The sequence below is a fragment of the Serratia sp. EWG9 genome (assembly GCF_019913725.1).
GTDB classification, from domain to species: domain Bacteria; phylum Pseudomonadota; class Gammaproteobacteria; order Enterobacterales; family Enterobacteriaceae; genus Serratia; species Serratia ureilytica.
In genome coordinates this window covers 82908-100909 of record NZ_JADNRO010000012.1, presented here as the reverse complement: position 1 = coordinate 100909, position 18002 = coordinate 82908, and the positions used below count along the sequence as shown (strand labels likewise).

Genomic DNA, 18002 nt, shown 5'->3' with positions numbered 1-18002 from the left:
TTGGGAGCAAGTATGAAAGGTATTGTGCTGGCAGGGGGTTCCGGGACGCGTCTGCATCCAATTACCCGCGGCGTATCGAAGCAGCTGTTGCCGATTTACGATAAACCGATGATCTATTACCCGCTGTCGGTGCTGATGCTGGCGGGGATCAAAGACATTCTGATTATCTCCACGCCGGAAGATCTGCCTTCTTTCAAGCGTTTGTTGGGCAGCGGCGAAGCGTTTGGCATCAATCTCAGCTATGCCGAGCAGCCTAGCCCCGATGGCCTGGCTCAGGCATTTCTGATTGGCGAAGAATTCTTGGCCGGCGAGCCGAGCTGCCTGGTGTTGGGCGATAATATTTACTTTGGCCAAGGATTCAGTCCCAAGCTGAGAAGCGTTGCGGCGCGCACCGCCGGCGCCACGGTATTTGGCTATCAGGTGATGGATCCCGAGCGTTTTGGCGTAGTGGAATTCGATGACCGCTATCGGGCATTATCGATCGAAGAAAAACCGGTTAAACCGAAGTCTAACTGGGCGGTGACCGGGTTGTATTTCTATGATGCTCAGGTTGTGGAGTTCGCCAAGCAGATCAAACCGTCACCTCGGGGTGAGCTGGAGATCACCAGCATCAACCAGATGTATCTGGAGCGCGGAGAACTGACCGTCGAGCTGCTGGGGCGCGGTTTTGCCTGGCTGGATACCGGCACTCACGACAGCCTGCTGGAAGCCAGCAGTTTCGTGCAGACGGTCGAGAAACGTCAGGGCTTTAAAATCGCCTGTCTTGAAGAGATCGCCTGGCGCAATGGCTGGCTGGATGATGAGGGCGTGAAACGCGCGGCTCAGACGCTGGCCAAAACAGGTTACGGCAAATACTTACTGGATTTATTGCATGCGCGTCCACGCCAGTATTGAACCGCTGAATTGGGAGAGTGACTTCTTCCAATTGAAAAGCGCCAAGTTACATTTCGACGACTCTGCGGCCCCCGTCAGCCACGCTGATTTGGATGCTTATGCGTTGGTGCAGGCTAAAATCCCCGCTTACCGATTGGAGTGGGCCGATGCGCTGTCGGCGCTGGGCTTCCGGCTGGTCGAAGGCGAAGTGGACCTGGCAGTGAACATTGCAACTGGACGCGAGACGGTCGATACCGCTGCGGCCGGGGTGCGGATGGCCGTACCCGAGGACATCCCGTCGTTGCGGGCTGCCGCCGGTGACGTGTTCGCCGCCAGCCGATTTCGCGCACCGTGGTACGATCGCGCCGATAGCGGGCGATTCTATGCGGCCTGGATCGAAAAAGCGGTGCTGGGCACCTTTGATCATCAATGCTTGCTGGTATTGGACAACCAGGGGCAACCCGAAGGATTTGTCAGCCTGCGTGACATTGGCGACCAGGAAATGCGTATCGGCTTGCTGGCGGCCTATCCCGGCGCATCAGGCCGGGGCATTGGCTCCAGACTGATGGCGGCGGCGCTGGCCGAATGCCGGCGGCAGGGGATGCAGCGCCTGCGGGTCGCGACCCAGGTAGGCAATATCGCCGCATTAAGACTCTATCAACGACAGGGTGCCGTGATTGAAAGCACCGCGTATTGGTTATACAGAGGTAGACATGATTCCATTTAACGCTCCACCGGTTGTTGGCACTGAACTGGAATATATGCAGGCTGCGATGAGCAGCGGCAAGTTGTGCGGCGACGGCGGTTTTACCCGTCGCTGCCAACAGTGGATGGAACAGCATTTCGGCAGCGCGAAAGTGCTGTTGACGCCTTCCTGCACCGCGTCGTTGGAAATGGCCGCCATCCTGCTGGATATTCAGCCGGGCGACGAAGTGATCATGCCGAGCTTTACCTTCGTTTCAACCGCCAACGCCTTTGTGCTGCGCGGCGCCAAAGTGGTATTCGTCGATCTGCGTCCGGACACCATGAACATCGACGAAACCAAAATCGAAGCGGCGATTACCGATAAAACCCGCGCGATCGTGCCGGTACACTACGCCGGCGTCGCCTGCGAGATGGATACCATCATGGCGCTGGCGAAGAAATATAACCTGTTCGTGGTGGAAGACGCCGCGCAGGGCGTGATGTCGACCTACAAAGGCAAGGCATTGGGCACCATCGGCCATATCGGCTGCTTCAGCTTCCATGAAACCAAAAACTATACCGCCGGCGGCGAAGGCGGCGCGACGCTGGTGAACGATCCGGCCCTGATCGATCGGGCGGAAGTCATCCGCGAGAAAGGCACCAACCGCAGCCAGTTCTTCCGTGGCCAGGTCGACAAATATACCTGGCGCGACATCGGTTCCAGCTACTTGATGTCTGACCTGCAGGCCGCCTATCTGTGGGGTCAGCTGGAAGTGGCGGAGCGCATCAATCAGCGCCGCCTGTCGCTGTGGCAGAAGTACTACGACAGTTTCCTGCCGTTAGCGCAGGCCGGCCGTATCGAGCTGCCGACTGTGCCGGCGGACTGCGAGCACAATGCGCACATGTTCTATATCAAGCTGCGCGATATCGAAGAGCGCACCGCATTTATCGACTATCTGAAAGAAGCCGAGATCATGACGGTGTTTCACTATATCCCGCTGCATGCGTGCCCGGCCGGCGAACAGTTTGGCCGCTTTGCCGGTGAAGATCGCTATACCAGCCAGGAAAGTGCGCGTCTGGTGCGTTTGCCGCTGTTCTACAATCTGTCCGATGCCAATCAACGTACGGTTATCAATAGCATACTGAGCTTCTTCGCCTGATATGTCGTTGGCAAAAGCGTCGATATGGACCGCCGGCTCCACGCTGATCAAAATTGGCGTGGGGCTATTGGTGGTGAAACTGCTGGCGGTGGCGTTTGGCCCCAGCGGCGTGGGGCAGGCGGGTAACTTTCGCCAGTTGATCACCGTGCTGGGCGTGCTGTCCGGCGCGGGCATTTTTAATGGCATCACCAAGTACGTGGCGGAGTACCACCAGGACTCGCAGCGTCTGCGTCTGGCGGTCGGCACCGCGTCGAGCATCGTGCTGGGCTTTTCGACCTTGCTGGCGCTGGTGTTTTTGTTCGCCGCCGAGCCGATCAGCATCGGGCTGTTCGGGCATGCCGATTACGTCGGCGTGGTGCGCGCCGTCGCCTTCATTCAGATGGGCATCGCCTACGCCAACCTGTTCATGGCGGTGCTGAAAGGCTATCGCGACGCGATGGGCAACGCGCTGGCGGTGATCGGCGGCAGCCTGATCGGCGTGGTGGCTTATTATCTGTGCTTCAAGCTGGGCGGCTATGAAGGCGCGCTGGCAGGGCTGGCGTTGGTGCCGGCGTTGGTGGTGTTGCCGGCCGGGCTGATGCTGTGGCGGCGCAAAACGTTGCCGCTGCGCTACCTGGCTCCGCGCTGGGACAAAGGGGTGGCCGGCAATCTCGGCAAATTCACCCTCATGGCGTTGATCACCTCGGTGACGCTGCCGGTGGCCTACGTGATGATGCGTAACCTGTTGGCCGCGCATTACGGTTGGGATGAGGTGGGGATCTGGCAAGGCGTCAGCAGCATTTCCGATGCCTATCTGCAGTTTATCACCGCCTCGTTTACCGTCTATCTGCTGCCGACGCTGTCGCGGTTGACGGACAAGGGCGCCATCTCGCGGGAGATCGTGCGCTCGCTGAAATTCGTGCTGCCGGCCGTAGCGGCGGCGAGTTTTACGGTGTGGTTGCTGCGTGATTTCGCCATCTGGCTGCTGTTCTCGGACAAGTTCGTCGCCATGCGCGATCTGTTTGCCTGGCAGCTGGTGGGCGACGTGCTGAAAGTCGGGGCTTATGTGTTCGGCTATTTGGTGATCGCCAAAGCGTCGCTGCGCTTTTATATCTTGACGGAAGTCAGCCAGTTTCTGCTGCTGACGCTGTTCTCGCACAGGCTGATCCCGCTGCGCGGCGCGCTGGGGGCGGCTCAGGCCTATATGGCAACCTACATCGTGTATTTCGCGCTCTGTAGCTGCGTGTTTCTTATTTATCGTAGACGAGTATGACCACACTGATTCACGTTCTGGGATCCGATATCCCGCATCATAACCAGACGGTGCTGCGCTTCTTCAACGACGTGCTGGCGCCGCGTTTGCCGGCTGAGCAGACGCGGCATTTTATGGTGGCGGCCAAGGATGTGGCGGCACTGGGGGATTTCCCCGCCCTGAACATTGAGCCTTACGCCGACAAGAAGAGCCTGGCGGCGGCGGTGATCGCCCGCGCCCAGGCCGATCGCGATGCGCGCTTCTTCCTGCACGGTCAGTTTAACCCGGGGCTGTGGCTGGCGCTGCTGAGCGGCAAGATCAAGGCGCATCAGGTCAGTTGGCATATTTGGGGTGCCGATCTGTACGAAGACGCCACCAGCTGGAAATTTCGGCTGTTTTACCTGCTGCGCCGCATTGCTCAGGGGCGAGTGGGGAACGTGTTCGCCACCCGCGGCGACGTGATCCACTATCAGCAGCGCCATGCGCGGGTGCCGGCCTCGTTGTTGTACTTCCCGACGCGGATGGATCCGGCGCTGACCGACGTTCACGTCGAGAAAAATCTGGCCGGGCCGATGACGATTCTGGTGGGCAACTCCGGCGATCGCAGCAACCGGCATATCGAAGCGCTGCAGGCGATACATCAGCAGTTCGGCGCCGACGTGCGCGTGATCCTGCCGATGGGCTATCCGGCCAATAACGACGCCTACATCGAGCAGGTGCGCGCCGCCGGGTTGCCGCTGTTTGGCGAGAAAAACCTGCAGCTGCTCACGCAGCAGGTGGCGTTTGAGGACTACCTCAACATCCTGCGCGCCTGCGATCTGGGTTATTTCATTTTCAATCGCCAGCAGGGGATAGGCACCCTGTGTCTGCTGATTCAGTTTGGCGTGCCTTTCGTGCTCAGCCGGCAGAACCCTTTCTGGCAGGATTTGGCGGAACAGCACCTGCCGGTGCTGTTCTACGGCGACTCGCTCGACGAGGCGGTGGTGCGCGAAGCGCAGCGTCAGCTGGCGGCGGTGGACAAGCAGACGATCGCCTTCTTTAATCCGAACTATGTCGATGGCTGGCAGCAAGCCCTGGCGCTGGCGGCGGGAGAGCACTCATGACGTTGGCGCAATTCGGCGGTCTGTTCGTCGTCTACCTGGTCAGCCTGACGTTTATTCTGACGCTGACCTACCAGGAGTTTCGGCGCGTGCGCTTTAACTTCAACGTCTTCTTCTCGCTGCTGTATTTGCTGACGTTTTATTTCGGCTTCCCGCTGACCTGCCTGCTGGTGTTTCAGTTTGACGTCGAGGTGGTGCCGGTGGAGTTTCTGCTGTACGCCTTGCTGTCGGCGACGGCGTTTTACGCCATCTATTACGTCACCTACAAGACCCGGCTGCGCAAGCGCCGCTCTCAGCCGCGCGCGGCGCTGTTCACCATGAACCGGGTGGAAACCCATATGACCTGGGTGCTGCTGGCGCTGGTGGCGATCGGGACCGTGGGTATCTTCTTCATGCAGAACGGCTTCCTGCTGTTCAAGCTCAATTCCTACAGCCAGATCTTCTCCAGCGACGTGTCCGGCGTGGCGCTCAAACGGTTCTTCTACTTCTTCATTCCGGCGATGCTGGTGGTCTATTTCCTGCGGCAGGATCTGCGCGCCTGGTTCTTGTTCCTGGTGGCGACGGTGGCGTTCGGCATTTTGACCTACGTGATCGTCGGCGGCACCCGCGCGAATATCATCATCGCCTTCGCGCTGTTCCTGTTTATCGGCATCGTGCGCGGCTGGATCACGCTGTGGATGTTGGCGGCGGCCGGCATATTCGGTGTGGTCGGCATGTTCTGGCTGGCGTTGAAGCGCTACAGCCTGGACGTCAGCGGCGCGGAAGCGTTTTATACCTTCCTCTATCTGACCCGAGACACCTTCTCGCCGTGGGAAAATCTGGCGCTGCTGCTGCAAAATTACGACAAGATCGATTTCCAGGGCCTGGCGCCGATCCTGCGTGATTTCTACGTCTTTATCCCAACGTGGCTATGGCCGGGCCGGCCGGACGTGGTGCTGAACTCGGCCAACTATTTCACCTGGGAAGTGCTGAACAACCACTCCGGGCTGGCGATATCCCCGACGCTGATCGGTTCGCTGGTGGTGATGGGCGGCGCGCTGTTCATCCCGCTCGGCGCGATTCTGGTGGGGATGATCATCAAGTGGTTCGACTGGCTGTATGAGTTGGGCAAAACCGAACCGAACCGCTATAAGGCGGCTATCCTGCAAGGATTCTGCTTCGGCGCGGTGTTCAACATGATTGTATTGGCGCGCGAAGGGGTGGACTCATTCGTTTCGCGCGTGGTGTTCTTCTGCATTATTTTCGGCGCCTGTCTGGTGCTGGCGAAGTTGCTGTATTGGCTGTTCGATACCGCCGGGCTCATCAAGGCCAGAGTGACGCGCGCCCGCGCGCTGGCCTCTTCCCCACGGGCGGACGGTCTTTTGTAAGGGTAATGACGACGATGGAAACAAAGATTTCGGTGCCGCAGTATGAGCTGCGCGGTTTCAGCCTGTGGGGCTTTCGCGATATGGCGCACTGCATGGACTTTCTGTTCGACGGCGGCCGGGTCAAACAGGGCACGTTGGTGGCCATGAATGCGGAAAAGATCCTGAAGGCGGAAGAGGACCCGGCGCTGCATGCGTTGCTGGATGAAGCGGAGTACAAGTACGCCGACGGCATCAGCATGGTGCGCTCGATTCGCCGCAAATACCCGGCGGCGGACGTTTCGCGCGTCGCGGGCGCCGATCTTTGGGAAGCCTTGATGCAGCGCGCCGGCCGTGAAGGCACGCCGGTCTTCCTGATCGGCGGCAAGCCGGAGGTGCTGGCGGAAACCGAACGGAAGCTGCGCAGCCAGTGGAACGTTAACCTGGTGGGCAGCCAGGACGGCTATTTCAAACCGGAGCAGCGAGAGGCGCTATTCGAGCGTATTCGCGCCAGCGGCGCCGCCATCGTGACGGTGGCGATGGGATCGCCGAAGCAGGAGATCCTGATGCGCGACTGCCGCAAGGTGCATCCGCAGGCGCTGTATATGGGCGTGGGCGGCACCTACGACGTGTTTACCGGCCATGTGAAGCGTGCGCCCAAGGTGTGGCAGAACCTCGGTCTGGAGTGGCTTTACCGCCTGCTCAGCCAGCCCAGCCGTATCGGCCGGCAACTGAAGCTGTTGAAGTTTGTCGGCTACTACTACAGCGGCAAAATGTAATCGGTTATCCGGGGTGGAATGTGTCGGTTCGCCCCGGTCTGCTGTACCAATAATCTGCTTTTGCCTATTTCTCCCGCATATCTATAACCCCCAGCCCTAAACGTCGCCGCATTTATTCCATAAAGTTTTAAATTGCGGTTTGCTTATAGCGACGAAATGCGAAACGATACCGCCCGGAAATTATCCCTGGCCGCTGAAGCCTGATGCGACAGCGCTGAACGATGTTCTTCTCACGGTAACTTCGCTCCGACTACCCGTTGATGCCAACCCGAACGGCAGGGGATGATTTATTCTTTTAATAATGACAATAACGACCGGCAGCGGCCGGCAGGCAAACACAACCCGAGAAAAATTATTGAGGATTTATGGCACACAAAGAGAAACCGCAAGGGCTACACCGAGGCCTTGAGGCCCGGCACATCGAGCTTATCGCTCTCGGGGGCACCATTGGTGTCGGCCTGTTTATGGGATCGGCCAGTACGCTGAAATGGGCCGGGCCGTCGGTACTGCTGGCTTACATCATCGCCGGGCTGTTCGTGTTCTTCATTATGCGTTCGATGGGGGAGATGCTGTTCCTCGAGCCGGTCGCCGGGTCGTTCGCCGTTTACGCGCATAAATACATGAATCCCTATTTCGGCTACCTCACCGCCTGGGGGTACTGGTTTATGTGGATCGCCGTCGGCATTTCGGAGATCACCGCCATTGGGGTGTATGTGCAGTTCTGGTTCCCGGAAATACCGCAGTGGGTCCCCGCGCTGATCGCCGTGGCGATGGTGGCGCTGGCCAACCTGGCGGCGGTGCGCCTGTACGGTGAGCTGGAGTTCTGGTTCGCCATGATCAAGGTCACCACCATCATCGTGATGATTCTGGTGGGGCTGGGGGTGATCTTCTTCGGTTTCGGCAACGGCGGTGAACCTATCGGTTTCGCCAATCTGACGGCGCACGGCGGCTTCTTTGCCGGCGGCTGGAAGGGCTTCCTGTTTGCGCTGTGCATCGTGGTGGCGTCCTATCAGGGGGTTGAGCTGGTGGGCATTACCGCCGGGGAAGCCAAAAACCCGCAGGTGACGCTGAAACGCGCGATCAACAATATCCTGTGGCGCATCCTGATCTTCTATGTCGGCGCGATCTTCGTCATCGTGACCATCTTCCCGTGGAACGGCATCGGCACTACCGGCAGCCCGTTCGTGCTGACCTTCGCCAAGATCGGCATCGTCGCCGCTGCCGGCATCATTAACTTCGTGGTACTGACCGCCGCGCTTTCCGGTTGCAACAGCGGTATGTACAGCGGCGGCCGCATGCTGTACGCCCTGGCCAAGAATCGCCAACTGCCGGCGGCGCTGACCAAGCTTTCCGCCAGCGGCGTGCCGGTCAACTGCATCGCCGTCACCATCGGCTGCCTGTTGGTGGGCTCCGCGCTGAACTACATCATCCCTAATCCGGAGCAGGTGTTCGTCTATGTCTACAGCGCCAGCGTGTTGCCGGGCATGGTGCCGTGGTTCGTGGTGCTGATAAGCCAACTCTATTTCCGCCGCGCGCACAAGGAAGCGATCAAAAACCACAGCTTTAAGTCGATCATGTTCCCGTATGTGAACTATCTGACCATCGCTTTTCTGGTTTGCGTGCTGGTCGGCATGGGAATCAACCCGGATACGCGAATTTCCCTGCTGGTCGGGGCGATTTTCTTAGCAGGCGTCAGCCTGTGCTACTTCGTTTTCGGCATGCATAAGAAACATCATCCGGCTGAAAATCGGGTAGAAACGCGGCAATAAACGGTGAAAAGGAGCTACGGAGTGCGCTTTCCTGCGCAGGAGTGAGCAAAGCGTAATCAAACGCAACATTTCTGCGAAAAAGCACTAGACAGGATTGGCGTAAATCCGTAGTATCCCCTCCCGCAACGGCGCTACGCGCCCGTAGCTCAGCTGGATAGAGCGCTGCCCTCCGGAGGCAGAGGTCTCAGGTTCGAATCCTGTCGGGCGCGCCATTAAGTTTGTGCGCAGGAGCTGCGGTGGTAATATTACCGCGTGAGTAAGAAGAAGTAGTAATGGTGGCTATAGCTCAGTTGGTAGAGCCCTGGATTGTGATTCCAGTTGTCGTGGGTTCGAGTCCCATTAGCCACCCCACTTCCTAAGCGAAGTGAAGATTTAGCAGTATTTTGTGACAGTGCGAAGGTGGCGGAATTGGTAGACGCGCTAGCTTCAGGTGTTAGTGTTCTTACGGACGTGAGGGTTCAAGTCCCTCTCTTCGCACCACGCAAAATATCTGATAAATATAAGATTTATATGGACAACGGTCTGATAAATCGGGTAGTATGAGCAACACAAATCGGCGAGTAGCGCAGCTTGGTAGCGCAACTGGTTTGGGACCAGTGGGTCGGAGGTTCGAATCCTCTCTCGCCGACCACTTTCAAAGAAACCGACGTAAGTCGGTTTTTTTTCGCCTGCAATTTATGAGCATGAGCACCTCCGCAGGAGGTTCGAGCCTCGCGAAGCGAGACAACGTTGCTTTAGCAACGGCCCGCAGGGCGTTACATCCTGGGGCGCGCGTCATCTTTCTCTCGCTGACCAGTTTCAAAGAAACCGACGTAAGTCGGTTTTTTTACGTCCGCCGTTTATGAGGGTAAGTTCTTCCCGCCGCGACGAAACGCATAGCGACCAACCCGTGCAGCATTGCACGGGTTTTTGCGTATCTGAACATTGGCATTTTGTCTCAACCGGCACGTGTGTAGGTTTTCAGCGACAATGTGGTTCGACGTTGTCGCCAGTTTGAGACAAATAATCCATTGATTTTAAACATTAAAAGTAGCTTTGGCTTAAGTCGTCGTTTTGCGGCGACAGCGTCAGATCGGCCGTGGGTAAAGAACGACAGGGGACGGCATGCTGAGAGAAAGTTAGACGTAAATAAAAATTTAATATTTTCAATCAATTGAATGCTATTTTTTATAGCGACTTTCCTGGATCTGAAAGTTGGCACGCCAAGTGCAATACCTACAGCGTAGATGCTCATTCCATTTCTTATGTTCGCCTTAGGCTTCATAAACCCTGGGAATGACGCAGAGCCGATTTAGGGTGCCTATCGCCCACGAGAACGATGACTAACCCGTCATCACGCTCAGGGCAAAACGTTGAGTGAGGCACCGCCCCTGTTGTCCTAGACCTGATTGCTTCTTTATACACTTGCCATGCGGCAAGTGTTTTTTTTTTGCGCTTCAGCAAGCTAACGGGCAAAAAAAGCGCGGCACCGAGGCCACGCTTTCTCTGCCGGGCGGGCGGTTATTCGCCGCCGTTCTGTTTCAGCGTCAACATCAGTCCTTCACGCCGCATCTGCGCCGCTTCATCCGAACGATGCAGTTTCTCCAGCGTATCGGCCAGCCAGGCGTAATCGTAGGCGTCCGGACGCTGTTTCAGCGCTTCGCGGAAGGCGTCGGCCGCCTGCTGCCACTCGCCGTGCTTCATCAGCAACTGCCCCAGCGTGCTGTTCAACAGCGGCGTCGCGCCGTGCTGCTTCATCTGCTGACGCAGCGCTTTCTCAAGCTGCTCGGGGTTGCCGGACTTCAGCCGTGGCAGCAACAGCACCAGGCGCTCGTCATATTGGCGTTTCAGGCCGTCGAGCACAATCTCCTGCGCCAGTTCGTGGTCGTTGCATTCGATCAGGTGCTCCACCATCGCGATTTGCAGCGGCACTTCGTGACGCGTCTTGCGGCTCTGATCTTTCCACCAGCGCTTCAGGCCTTCGCTGCCTTCGTCCGCCATCGCCTGATTCATCAGCCCGATGTAAGCCTGTTGCTGCAACGCCTGCAGCTGCTCTTCGCTGTGCAGTTCGATTTTACGCATCGACGGCAGCACTTCCAGCAGCGACGCATAGGCGCCGGTGCGCAGATAGGCTTGTTCCGCCAGGCGCAACACTTCCGGATGGCGCGGCGCCTGGTTCAGCAGGCGATCGACGCCGTGGCGCGCGGCGTGGTTCTCGCCCTGCGCCAGCTGGATGCGAACCCGGGTGATATCCACCGGCAGCTGATCGGTATCGGCGGCTTCGGCGGCCCGCTCCAGATATTGGTTGGTGCGGAAGTCATCGCCGCGTTGCTGCGCAGCCTCGGCGGCCAGCAGATAGTTCACCACCGGCTGTTCGGCGTGATCGGCGTTGCGCGTCATCAGCTTTTCAACCTGCTTGTAGTCGCCCTCCGCCAGTTTGATCAGCGCGGCTTTGGTTTGCTGACGCGCGCGGGTGCGCTTGCGGCCGATAAACCAACCGCGCGTGCGGGCGCCGGTACGGAAGATGCGGCGCAGGATCCACTCGATCGCCAGCAGAACCACGAACAGCAGCACCAACATGATCACCAGGCCGGTGACGCTGGTTTCAATATTGTAGTTATCGGTCTGGATCAGCACATAGCCCTGATGCCCGGCCAACATCGGCCCGAGCACCACGCTGGCGATCACCACCAGGAACAGAAATAGCACGCGTAACATGGCTTAACCCTCCTGATGAGCGGCAGGGGACTGGGTCATCAGGTTGCGCACCCGGGTCTGCATCACTTTTTCGAGCAGCGGCTGGCTTTTCAGCTGATCCGGCACGTCCATCGAGATCGACTGTTGGCTCAGGCTGTCCAGCTCTTCAAGGAAGGCCTTGGTCGCCGGATCGGTGGTGTCGAAATAGGCGCGCACCCAGGTGGAGACGGTTTCCAGCGACTGCTTGTAGGTCTCGTTCTGGTGACGCGGAATGGCCTGTGCGGCCACCAGCAGGCGCGAACGGATGTTTTCGCGCAGGTAGATGTCCTGATTCGGGGCCAGCAGCGGTTCGGCGCTGGTATCGCGACGGCGGATGGTGATGAAGTCGGCCATGAAATTGCGCCAGCTCTTGGCCAGGTTCTGCCGCCATTCGCCGATCGAGCCGGAGAGCTCGCTGCTGTTTTGATCCATCGGCGCTTCGTCGGTGTCGTTATCGGCCAGGCGTAGGTTATCCACCTGATTGGACAGCTGATTGACCTTGAGGATGATGCCGTCGTAATCGACCTGGGTCAGCGTAGAAAGCGTGCTGATGTCTTCGGTAATGGCGCGGCGCACGTCGAGCAGGCTCGGATCGTTCATGTCCGCCAGGCTGGCGTCGGCGCTTTTCAGCAGCGCGGCGGCGCTGGTCACGTCCTGATCGCTCCATAGCTTGCGGCCGGCCATTTTCACCAGGAAATCGGCCTGCGCCAGCAGCCAGGTTTTGGCGTCGCTGCCGGAGATGGTCGCCACTTTTTCCTGCAGCTCGCTCAGTTGGCGCGCCAGGTTCGCCTGCTCGCGATCGGCGGCGTCCAGGGTTTTACCCTGCTGTTGCAACAAGCCTTCCAGCGCATTTCTTTCCTGCTGCTGGCTCTGCTTCACGCCGTCAAGCTGCTGCTGCAGCGCCTGATTGGCGGCGATCAGCTGTTGTGCCTGCTTGTGCGTATGGTAATAACCGCCCGCGCCGAGGGCGATGACCAGCACGATAGCGATCGCGCCGAGCACCGGGCCGGTGTTCTTGCCTTTGCGGCTGGCAGCGGCTGGCTGCTGGGAGCTCTCAACCGCGGTGGTGGGTTCTTCAACCGGGGCGGCTGGGGTATTTTGTTCCGTCATAGTGGCACATCCCATAGTCAGATTATTGTAGCGCGCGGATCAGCGCGTCATTATCGGCGTTGTCAGCTACCCGAATCGTACGCCAGCCCAATTCCCGGGCGAGGGTAGCCAGGCGTTCGCTCACTACTACCAGGCGGCAACGCAGCAGCCATGAAGAACGATAGTAATCAGGAACTAAAGTATAGAGCTGTTGTAACATTTCACCGCTGGTCACCACCAGCGTATCCACACCGGCGCGCTGCCAGTGGGCGCTTTGCTCGCTGCCGTCGTAGTGCACCGGGCTGCGTTGATAACATTCATAATAGCTGACGTCGGCGCCGCGCTCGCTCAGCGTCGACCCCAACAGTTCGCGGCCGCCGTTGCCGCGTAAAATCAGCGCGCGTTTGCCCGCCAATTTTTGCAGCGCCGGCAGCAACAGCAGCGTTTCGCTGATCTCGCGTTCGCGCGGGTATTCCACCGGCAAACTGCTGATGCGGTGCAGCGCCAGCCCGGTGGTGCGGCCGATGGCGTAATAAGACAGGTGAGCGGGCCAGCTCAGCCCGGCGCGGCCGATAACCGAATCGGCATAACTCACCGAATGTTGCGACAGCACGAACACCAGATCGCCGGCGCTAAGCTGCTGCAACGCCTGCGGCAGCTTCGGCAGATCGCCGCCCGGCGCGAAGTCGATCAGCGGTGCATGATAGGCAACCCGGCCGAGTGCGCGCAGCCGGCTCACTAACAGCTCCCCCGAAGGCGATGGGCGGGTTACCAGGATCGTCATGCCGGCGGATTTCCCTGATAAACCTCGCGCAGGATCTCGCGCGCGCCGCGCGCCAGCAACTCTTCCGCCAGCTCAACGCCCATCCGTTCGGCCTGGGCGGCCGGGCCGCGGCGTTCGCCGCGCACCATCTGGCTGCCGTCCGGCGCGCCGACCAGGGCGCGCAGCCACAGGCTGTCGCCATCCAGTTCGGCATAGCTGCCGATCGGCACCTGGCAGCCGCCTTCCAGGCGGGTGTTCATCGCCCGCTCGGCGCGCACGCGGGTTTCGGTGGCCGCATGGTTCAGCGGCGCCAGCAGCGCGCGGGTGACGCTGTCGTCGAGACGGCATTCAATGCCGACCGCACCCTGGCCGACCGCCGGCAGGCACTCTTCGGCGCTCAGCGGGCTGCGGATGCGTTGCTCCAGCCCCAGGCGCTTCAGGCCGGCCACCGCCAGAATAATTGCGTCGTAGTCGCCGTTGTCCAGCTTGGCCAGGCGAGTGCCGACGTTGCCGCGCAGGTCGCGCACGACAAGATCCGGGCGGCGTTCGCGCAGCTGGCACTGGCGGCGCAGGCTGGAGGTGCCGACCACGCTGCCCTGCGGCAGCTGATCGAGCGAGGCGAAACGATTGGAAACAAAAGCGTCGCGGGGATCTTCGCGTTCGCAAATGGTGGTCAAACCGAGCCCGGCAGGGAAATCGACCGGCACGTCTTTCATCGAATGCACGGCGATGTCGGCGCGGCCTTCCAGCAGCGCGAGCTCGAGTTCTTTAACAAACAGGCCTTTACCGCCGACTTTCGCCAACGGCGTATCCAGAATAACGTCGCCGCGGGTGACCATCGGCACCAACTCGACCTGCAGGCCGGGATGGCAGGCCATCAGACGTTGCTGCACATAATGTGCTTGCCAAAGTGCAAGCGGGCTTTGTCGGGTGGCAATTCGAATAATTTTGTCTAACATGCTTGTTACCGTTTTTATATTTCGCCATCCATCCTACCACTGAGAGTCAATACTGTCAGTGCAAGAAGCCGGAGGCGGAAAAAGGACAACGGAATCAAAGGGACGTGTGATGTGCTTTGGGGCAGTTAACACTGCGGGTAAATCGTTTAGGGAAGCGCTACAATAATTGTGAAGCGTTACCTCCTTTACGGTCAATCAGCAAGGTGTTAAATTGATCACGTTTCCAGCAATAAGTCGCCAAATATTCTTCTTACACTAACGGCGCTTATGGAATACGGGTTTTTTTCTAAACACCGGGATAATCAGGCGAGACGTCTTGTACCTCTACATCGAGACATTGAAGCAGAGACTGGATGCGATCAATCAGCTACGCGTCGATCGCGCCCTGGCGGCTATGAAGCCCGCGTTTCAACGGGTATACAGTCTGCTGCCCACCTTACTGCACCACCACCACCCGCTGATGCCGGGTTACCTGAACGGTAACGTTCCCCACGGCATTTGCCTCTACACGCCTGATGAAACTCAACAAGATTACCTGAACGATTTAGAAGACAAATGGGGCAGCCCGTTTGACAAACCGGCCAGCGGCGAGCTGCCGATCACCGGCGTCTATTCGATGGGCAGCACCTCGTCTATCGGCCAAAGCTGCAGCTCGGATCTCGACATCTGGGTCTGCCACCAGTCCTGGCTGGACAACGAAGAACGCACCCGCCTGCAGCAAAAATGCAGCCTGCTTGAGAAGTGGGCCGCGTCGATGGGGGTGGAAGTCAGCTTCTTCCTGATCGACGAAAACCGTTTCCGCCATAATGAAAGCGGCAGCCTGGGCGGCGAAGACTGCGGCTCGACGCAGCACATCCTGTTGCTGGACGAGTTCTACCGCACCGCGGTGCGCCTGGCCGGCAAACGCATCCTGTGGAACATGGTGCCGGGCGAAGAAGAAGCGCACTACGATGAATACGTGCTGTCGCTGTACGCGCAGGGCGCGCTGACGCCGAACGAGTGGCTGGATCTCGGCGGCCTGAGTTCGCTGTCGGCGGAAGAGTACTTCGGCGCCAGCCTTTGGCAGCTGTACAAGAGCATCGATTCGCCTTACAAGGCGGTGCTGAAAACACTGCTGTTGGAAGCCTATTCCTGGGAATACCCCAATACCCAACTGCTGGCGACGGACATCAAACATCGCCTGCACCAGGGCGAGATCGTCAGCTTCGGGCTCGACGCCTACTGCATGATGCTCGAGCGCGTCACCCGCTACCTCACCGACATCAACGACACCACCCGCCTCGATTTGGCCCGCCGCTGTTTCTACCTAAAAGTGTGTGAAAAGCTGTCGCTGGCCAAGGCCTGCGTCGGCTGGCGGCGCGAGATCCTCAGCCAATTGGTCAGCGAGTGGGGCTGGAGCGAAGAGCGTCTGGCGATGCTGGACAACCGCGCCAACTGGAAGATCGAGCGAGTGCGCGAAGCGCACAACGAACTGCTCGACGCGATGATGCAGAGCTACCGCAACCTGATCCGTTTCGCCCGCCGCAACAACCTCAGCGTTAGCGCCAGCCCGCAGGATATCGGCGTGCTGACCCGCAAACTGTATGCGGCGTTCGAAGCGCTGCCCGGCAAGGTGACGTTGGTGAACCCGCAGATCTCGCCGGATCTGTCGGAAAACGATTTAACCTTTATTCATGTGCCGGTTGGCCGCGCCAACCGCACCGGCTGGTACCTGTACAATCAGGCGCCGGCCATGGATTCGATCGTCAGCCATCAGCCGCTCGAATATAACCGTTACCTGAACAAGCTGGTGGCCTGGGCCTATTTCAACGGCCTGCTGACGCCGCAGACCCGCCTGCACATCAAGAGCGGCAACCTGTGCGACACCGCCAAGCTGCAGGAGCTGGTGGCCGACGTTTCTCATCACTTCCCGCTGCGCCTGCCGGCACCGACGCCGAAAGCGTTGTACAGCCCGTGCGAGATTCGCCATCTGGCGATCATCGTCAATCTGGAAAACGATCCGACCGCCGCCTTCCGCAATCAGGTGGTGCACTTCGATTTCCGCAAGCTGGACGTGTTCAGCTTCGGCCAGCAGCAGCAGTGTTTGGTGGGCAGCATCGATCTGCTGTATCGCAACTCCTGGAACGAAGTGCGTACCCTGCATTTCAGCGGCGAGCAGTCGGTGCTGGAAGCATTGAAAACCATTCTCGGCAAAATGCACCAGGACGCCGCACCGCCGGAGTCGGTGGAAGTGTTCTGCTACAGCCAGCACCTGCGCGGCCTTATTCGCACCCGCATTCAGCAGCTGGTGTCGGAGTGCATCGAGCTGCGCCTGTCCAGTACCCGTTTGGAACCCGGCCGCTTCAAGGCGGTGCGCGTCGCCGGGCAGACCTGGGGGCTGTTTTTCGAGCGCCTGAGCGTGTCGGTGCAGAAGCTGGAGAACGCGGTGGAGTTTTACGGCGCCATCTCCAACAACAAGCTGCACGGCCTGTCTATCAAGGTGGAAACCGATCAGGTGCATCTGCCGCCGGTGGTGGACGGCTTCGCCAGCGAGGGGATCATCCAGTTCTTCTTCGAAGACACCTCAGACGACAAGGGCTTCAACATCTATATTCTGGATGAGTCGAATCGGGTGGAGGTGTATCACCACTGCGAGGGCAGCAAAGAGGAGCTGGTGCGCGACGTCAGCCGCTTCTATTCCTCATCGCACGATCGCTTCACCTACGGCTCCAGCTTCATCAACTTCAATCTGCCGCAGTTCTATCAGATTGTGCAGCTCGACGGGCGCACGCAGGTGATCCCGTTCCGCAGCAACGTGCTGTCCAGCCTGTGCGTGACGGTGGCCGACGGCGCCGCTCAGCCGCTGAAGCAGCAGTTCCAGCTGCATTGACGCCGCAAGGGCTCGGTTGCCGAGCCCTGCTTAGCCTCAGGAAAAACTCAGTTCCTCGCCGGCCTGCGCGCTGGCCGCTTCGCTGAGCAGTTGGTAAAACGGCTGCCCGCTGCGATCGCATACCCAGACGCCGTCGCGGTAGTTGAAGTGGTAACCGCCGGCCTTGGTGGCGAGCCACACCTGGTGCAGCGGCTCCTGGCGGTTGATGACGATTTTGGTGCCGTTTTCGAAGCTTAGCGTCATCACGCCGCCATTGGTTTCGTAATCGATATCCGCATCGCCGTCAAAATCGTCCAGTGTCTCTTCAATATTCAGCATCAGCTGGTCGGCCAACTGGTGAAACTCACTGTCGTTCATATTCAATTCCTATTGCTTTTCATGATCCACCTGCGATTATAGAGACCTTGGACGCATGAATTACAGGCATTAATGCAAATGAAAAAACAACTACGCTATGCGCTGATGGCCGTTCTGGTTACCGGCCTCGCCGGCTGTGGTCTGAAAGGCCCGCTTTACTTCCCACCTGCCGACTCCGCCGGCCAAAAACCGGCCAAACCGCCGGTGCAAACGGGCGATCAGGTGCAAAAGAACCAGCAGGAGCAGTCTGGCTCTCAGCAAAAACCGTCGATGGTTGCCCAGTAACACCCGGTTTGCGGTGGCGAGCGCCG

15 protein-coding genes, 4 tRNA genes and 1 other RNA gene are annotated in these 18002 nt (G+C 59.0%); 15 read left to right on the top strand and 5 right to left on the bottom strand.

The annotated features are described in order from the left end of the window. Positions 1-12: 12 nt before the first annotated feature. The 13 genes from rfbA to ITX55_RS21570 all read left to right on the top strand — a co-directional run bounded on the left by rfbA (position 13) and on the right by ITX55_RS21570 (position 9733). Positions 13-894: a glucose-1-phosphate thymidylyltransferase RfbA gene (gene rfbA, locus ITX55_RS21630; RefSeq protein ID WP_042783441.1), complete on the top strand. Its 882-nt coding sequence runs from the start codon at positions 13-15 to the stop codon at positions 892-894. After that, a complete protein-coding gene (gene rffC, locus ITX55_RS21625) occupies positions 872-1600 on the top strand; it encodes a dTDP-4-amino-4,6-dideoxy-D-galactose acyltransferase (protein ID WP_042783442.1) in 729 nt (242 codons plus the stop codon). The genes rfbA and rffC overlap by 23 nt, the downstream gene beginning before the upstream one ends. After that, a complete protein-coding gene (rffA, locus tag ITX55_RS21620) occupies positions 1587-2717 on the top strand; it encodes a dTDP-4-amino-4,6-dideoxygalactose transaminase (protein WP_033652432.1) in 1131 nt (376 codons plus the stop codon). The genes rffC and rffA overlap by 14 nt, the downstream gene beginning before the upstream one ends. Position 2718: 1 nt before the next feature. Next, positions 2719-3969: a lipid III flippase WzxE gene (gene wzxE / locus ITX55_RS21615; protein ID WP_108680035.1), complete on the top strand. Its 1251-nt coding sequence runs from the start codon at positions 2719-2721 to the stop codon at positions 3967-3969. After that, on the top strand, positions 3966-5051 hold the full coding sequence (locus ITX55_RS21610) for a TDP-N-acetylfucosamine:lipid II N-acetylfucosaminyltransferase (protein WP_033645035.1): 1086 nt from the start codon (positions 3966-3968) through the stop codon (positions 5049-5051). Before wzxE ends, ITX55_RS21610 begins: the two co-directional genes overlap by 4 nt. Next, positions 5048-6415 carry an ECA oligosaccharide polymerase gene (gene wzyE, locus ITX55_RS21605; protein ID WP_108680036.1) on the top strand — a complete coding sequence of 456 codons (1368 nt, stop codon included), beginning with the start codon at positions 5048-5050 and terminating at the stop codon, positions 6413-6415. The genes ITX55_RS21610 and wzyE overlap by 4 nt, the downstream gene beginning before the upstream one ends. A 14-nt stretch (positions 6416-6429) precedes the next feature. Further along, entirely contained in the window at positions 6430-7170 is a 741-nt protein-coding gene (gene wecG, locus ITX55_RS21600; protein ID WP_033631482.1) for a lipopolysaccharide N-acetylmannosaminouronosyltransferase, read from the top strand. Positions 7171-7535: 365 nt separating this feature from the next. Beyond that, positions 7536-8939 carry an amino acid permease gene (locus tag ITX55_RS21595; protein ID WP_101453634.1) on the top strand — a complete coding sequence of 468 codons (1404 nt, stop codon included), beginning with the start codon at positions 7536-7538 and terminating at the stop codon, positions 8937-8939. Between the two features lie 135 nt (positions 8940-9074). After that, positions 9075-9151 (top strand) — tRNA-Arg (locus ITX55_RS21590). Between the two features lie 63 nt (positions 9152-9214). Then, positions 9215-9290: transfer RNA gene (locus tag ITX55_RS21585), tRNA-His, on the top strand. 42 nt (positions 9291-9332) lie between these two features. Beyond that, positions 9333-9419 (top strand) — tRNA-Leu (locus tag ITX55_RS21580). 74 nt (positions 9420-9493) lie between these two features. After that, positions 9494-9570 (top strand) — tRNA-Pro (locus ITX55_RS21575). 34 nt (positions 9571-9604) lie between these two features. Then, a non-coding RNA gene (locus ITX55_RS21570) (RtT sRNA) lies at positions 9605-9733 on the top strand. A 706-nt stretch (positions 9734-10439) separates the two neighbouring features. Here the strand turns inward: ITX55_RS21570 and hemY are convergent. Genes hemY through hemC form a run of 4 tightly spaced genes read right to left on the bottom strand, consistent with a single transcriptional unit; the run spans position 10440 to position 14465 of the window. Next, positions 10440-11636, bottom strand: coding sequence for a protoheme IX biogenesis protein HemY (gene hemY / locus ITX55_RS21565; protein ID WP_033645031.1), 1197 nt, complete (start codon positions 11634-11636; stop codon positions 10440-10442). A gap of 3 nt (positions 11637-11639) precedes the next feature. Continuing rightward, positions 11640-12764: a uroporphyrinogen-III C-methyltransferase gene (gene hemX, locus ITX55_RS21560; protein WP_033645029.1), complete on the bottom strand. Its 1125-nt coding sequence runs from the start codon at positions 12762-12764 to the stop codon at positions 11640-11642. A 22-nt stretch (positions 12765-12786) separates the two neighbouring features. After that, on the bottom strand, positions 12787-13527 hold the full coding sequence (gene hemD / locus ITX55_RS21555) for a uroporphyrinogen-III synthase (RefSeq protein WP_108680037.1): 741 nt from the start codon (positions 13525-13527) through the stop codon (positions 12787-12789). Then, positions 13524-14465 carry a hydroxymethylbilane synthase gene (hemC, locus tag ITX55_RS21550; RefSeq protein WP_197756164.1) on the bottom strand — a complete coding sequence of 314 codons (942 nt, stop codon included), beginning with the start codon at positions 14463-14465 and terminating at the stop codon, positions 13524-13526. Before hemC ends, hemD begins: the two co-directional genes overlap by 4 nt. 316 nt (positions 14466-14781) lie before the next feature. Here hemC and ITX55_RS21545 point away from each other — a divergent pair, with 316 nt between their 5' ends. Continuing rightward, positions 14782-17334, top strand: coding sequence for a class I adenylate cyclase (locus ITX55_RS21545; protein WP_019452546.1), 2553 nt, complete (start codon positions 14782-14784; stop codon positions 17332-17334). Positions 17335-17370: 36 nt separating this feature from the next. On the opposite strand, the gene cyaY is transcribed toward ITX55_RS21545, so the two are convergent. Beyond that, positions 17371-17691, bottom strand: a complete 321-nt coding sequence (gene cyaY / locus ITX55_RS21540) for an iron donor protein CyaY (protein WP_033645025.1) — start codon at positions 17689-17691, stop codon at positions 17371-17373. A 78-nt stretch (positions 17692-17769) separates the two neighbouring features. Here cyaY and ITX55_RS21535 point away from each other — a divergent pair, with 78 nt between their 5' ends. Further along, complete coding sequence (locus ITX55_RS21535; RefSeq protein ID WP_080273427.1) at positions 17770-17976, top strand: lipoprotein; 207 nt, start codon at positions 17770-17772, stop codon at positions 17974-17976. Positions 17977-18002 lie beyond the last annotated feature (26 nt).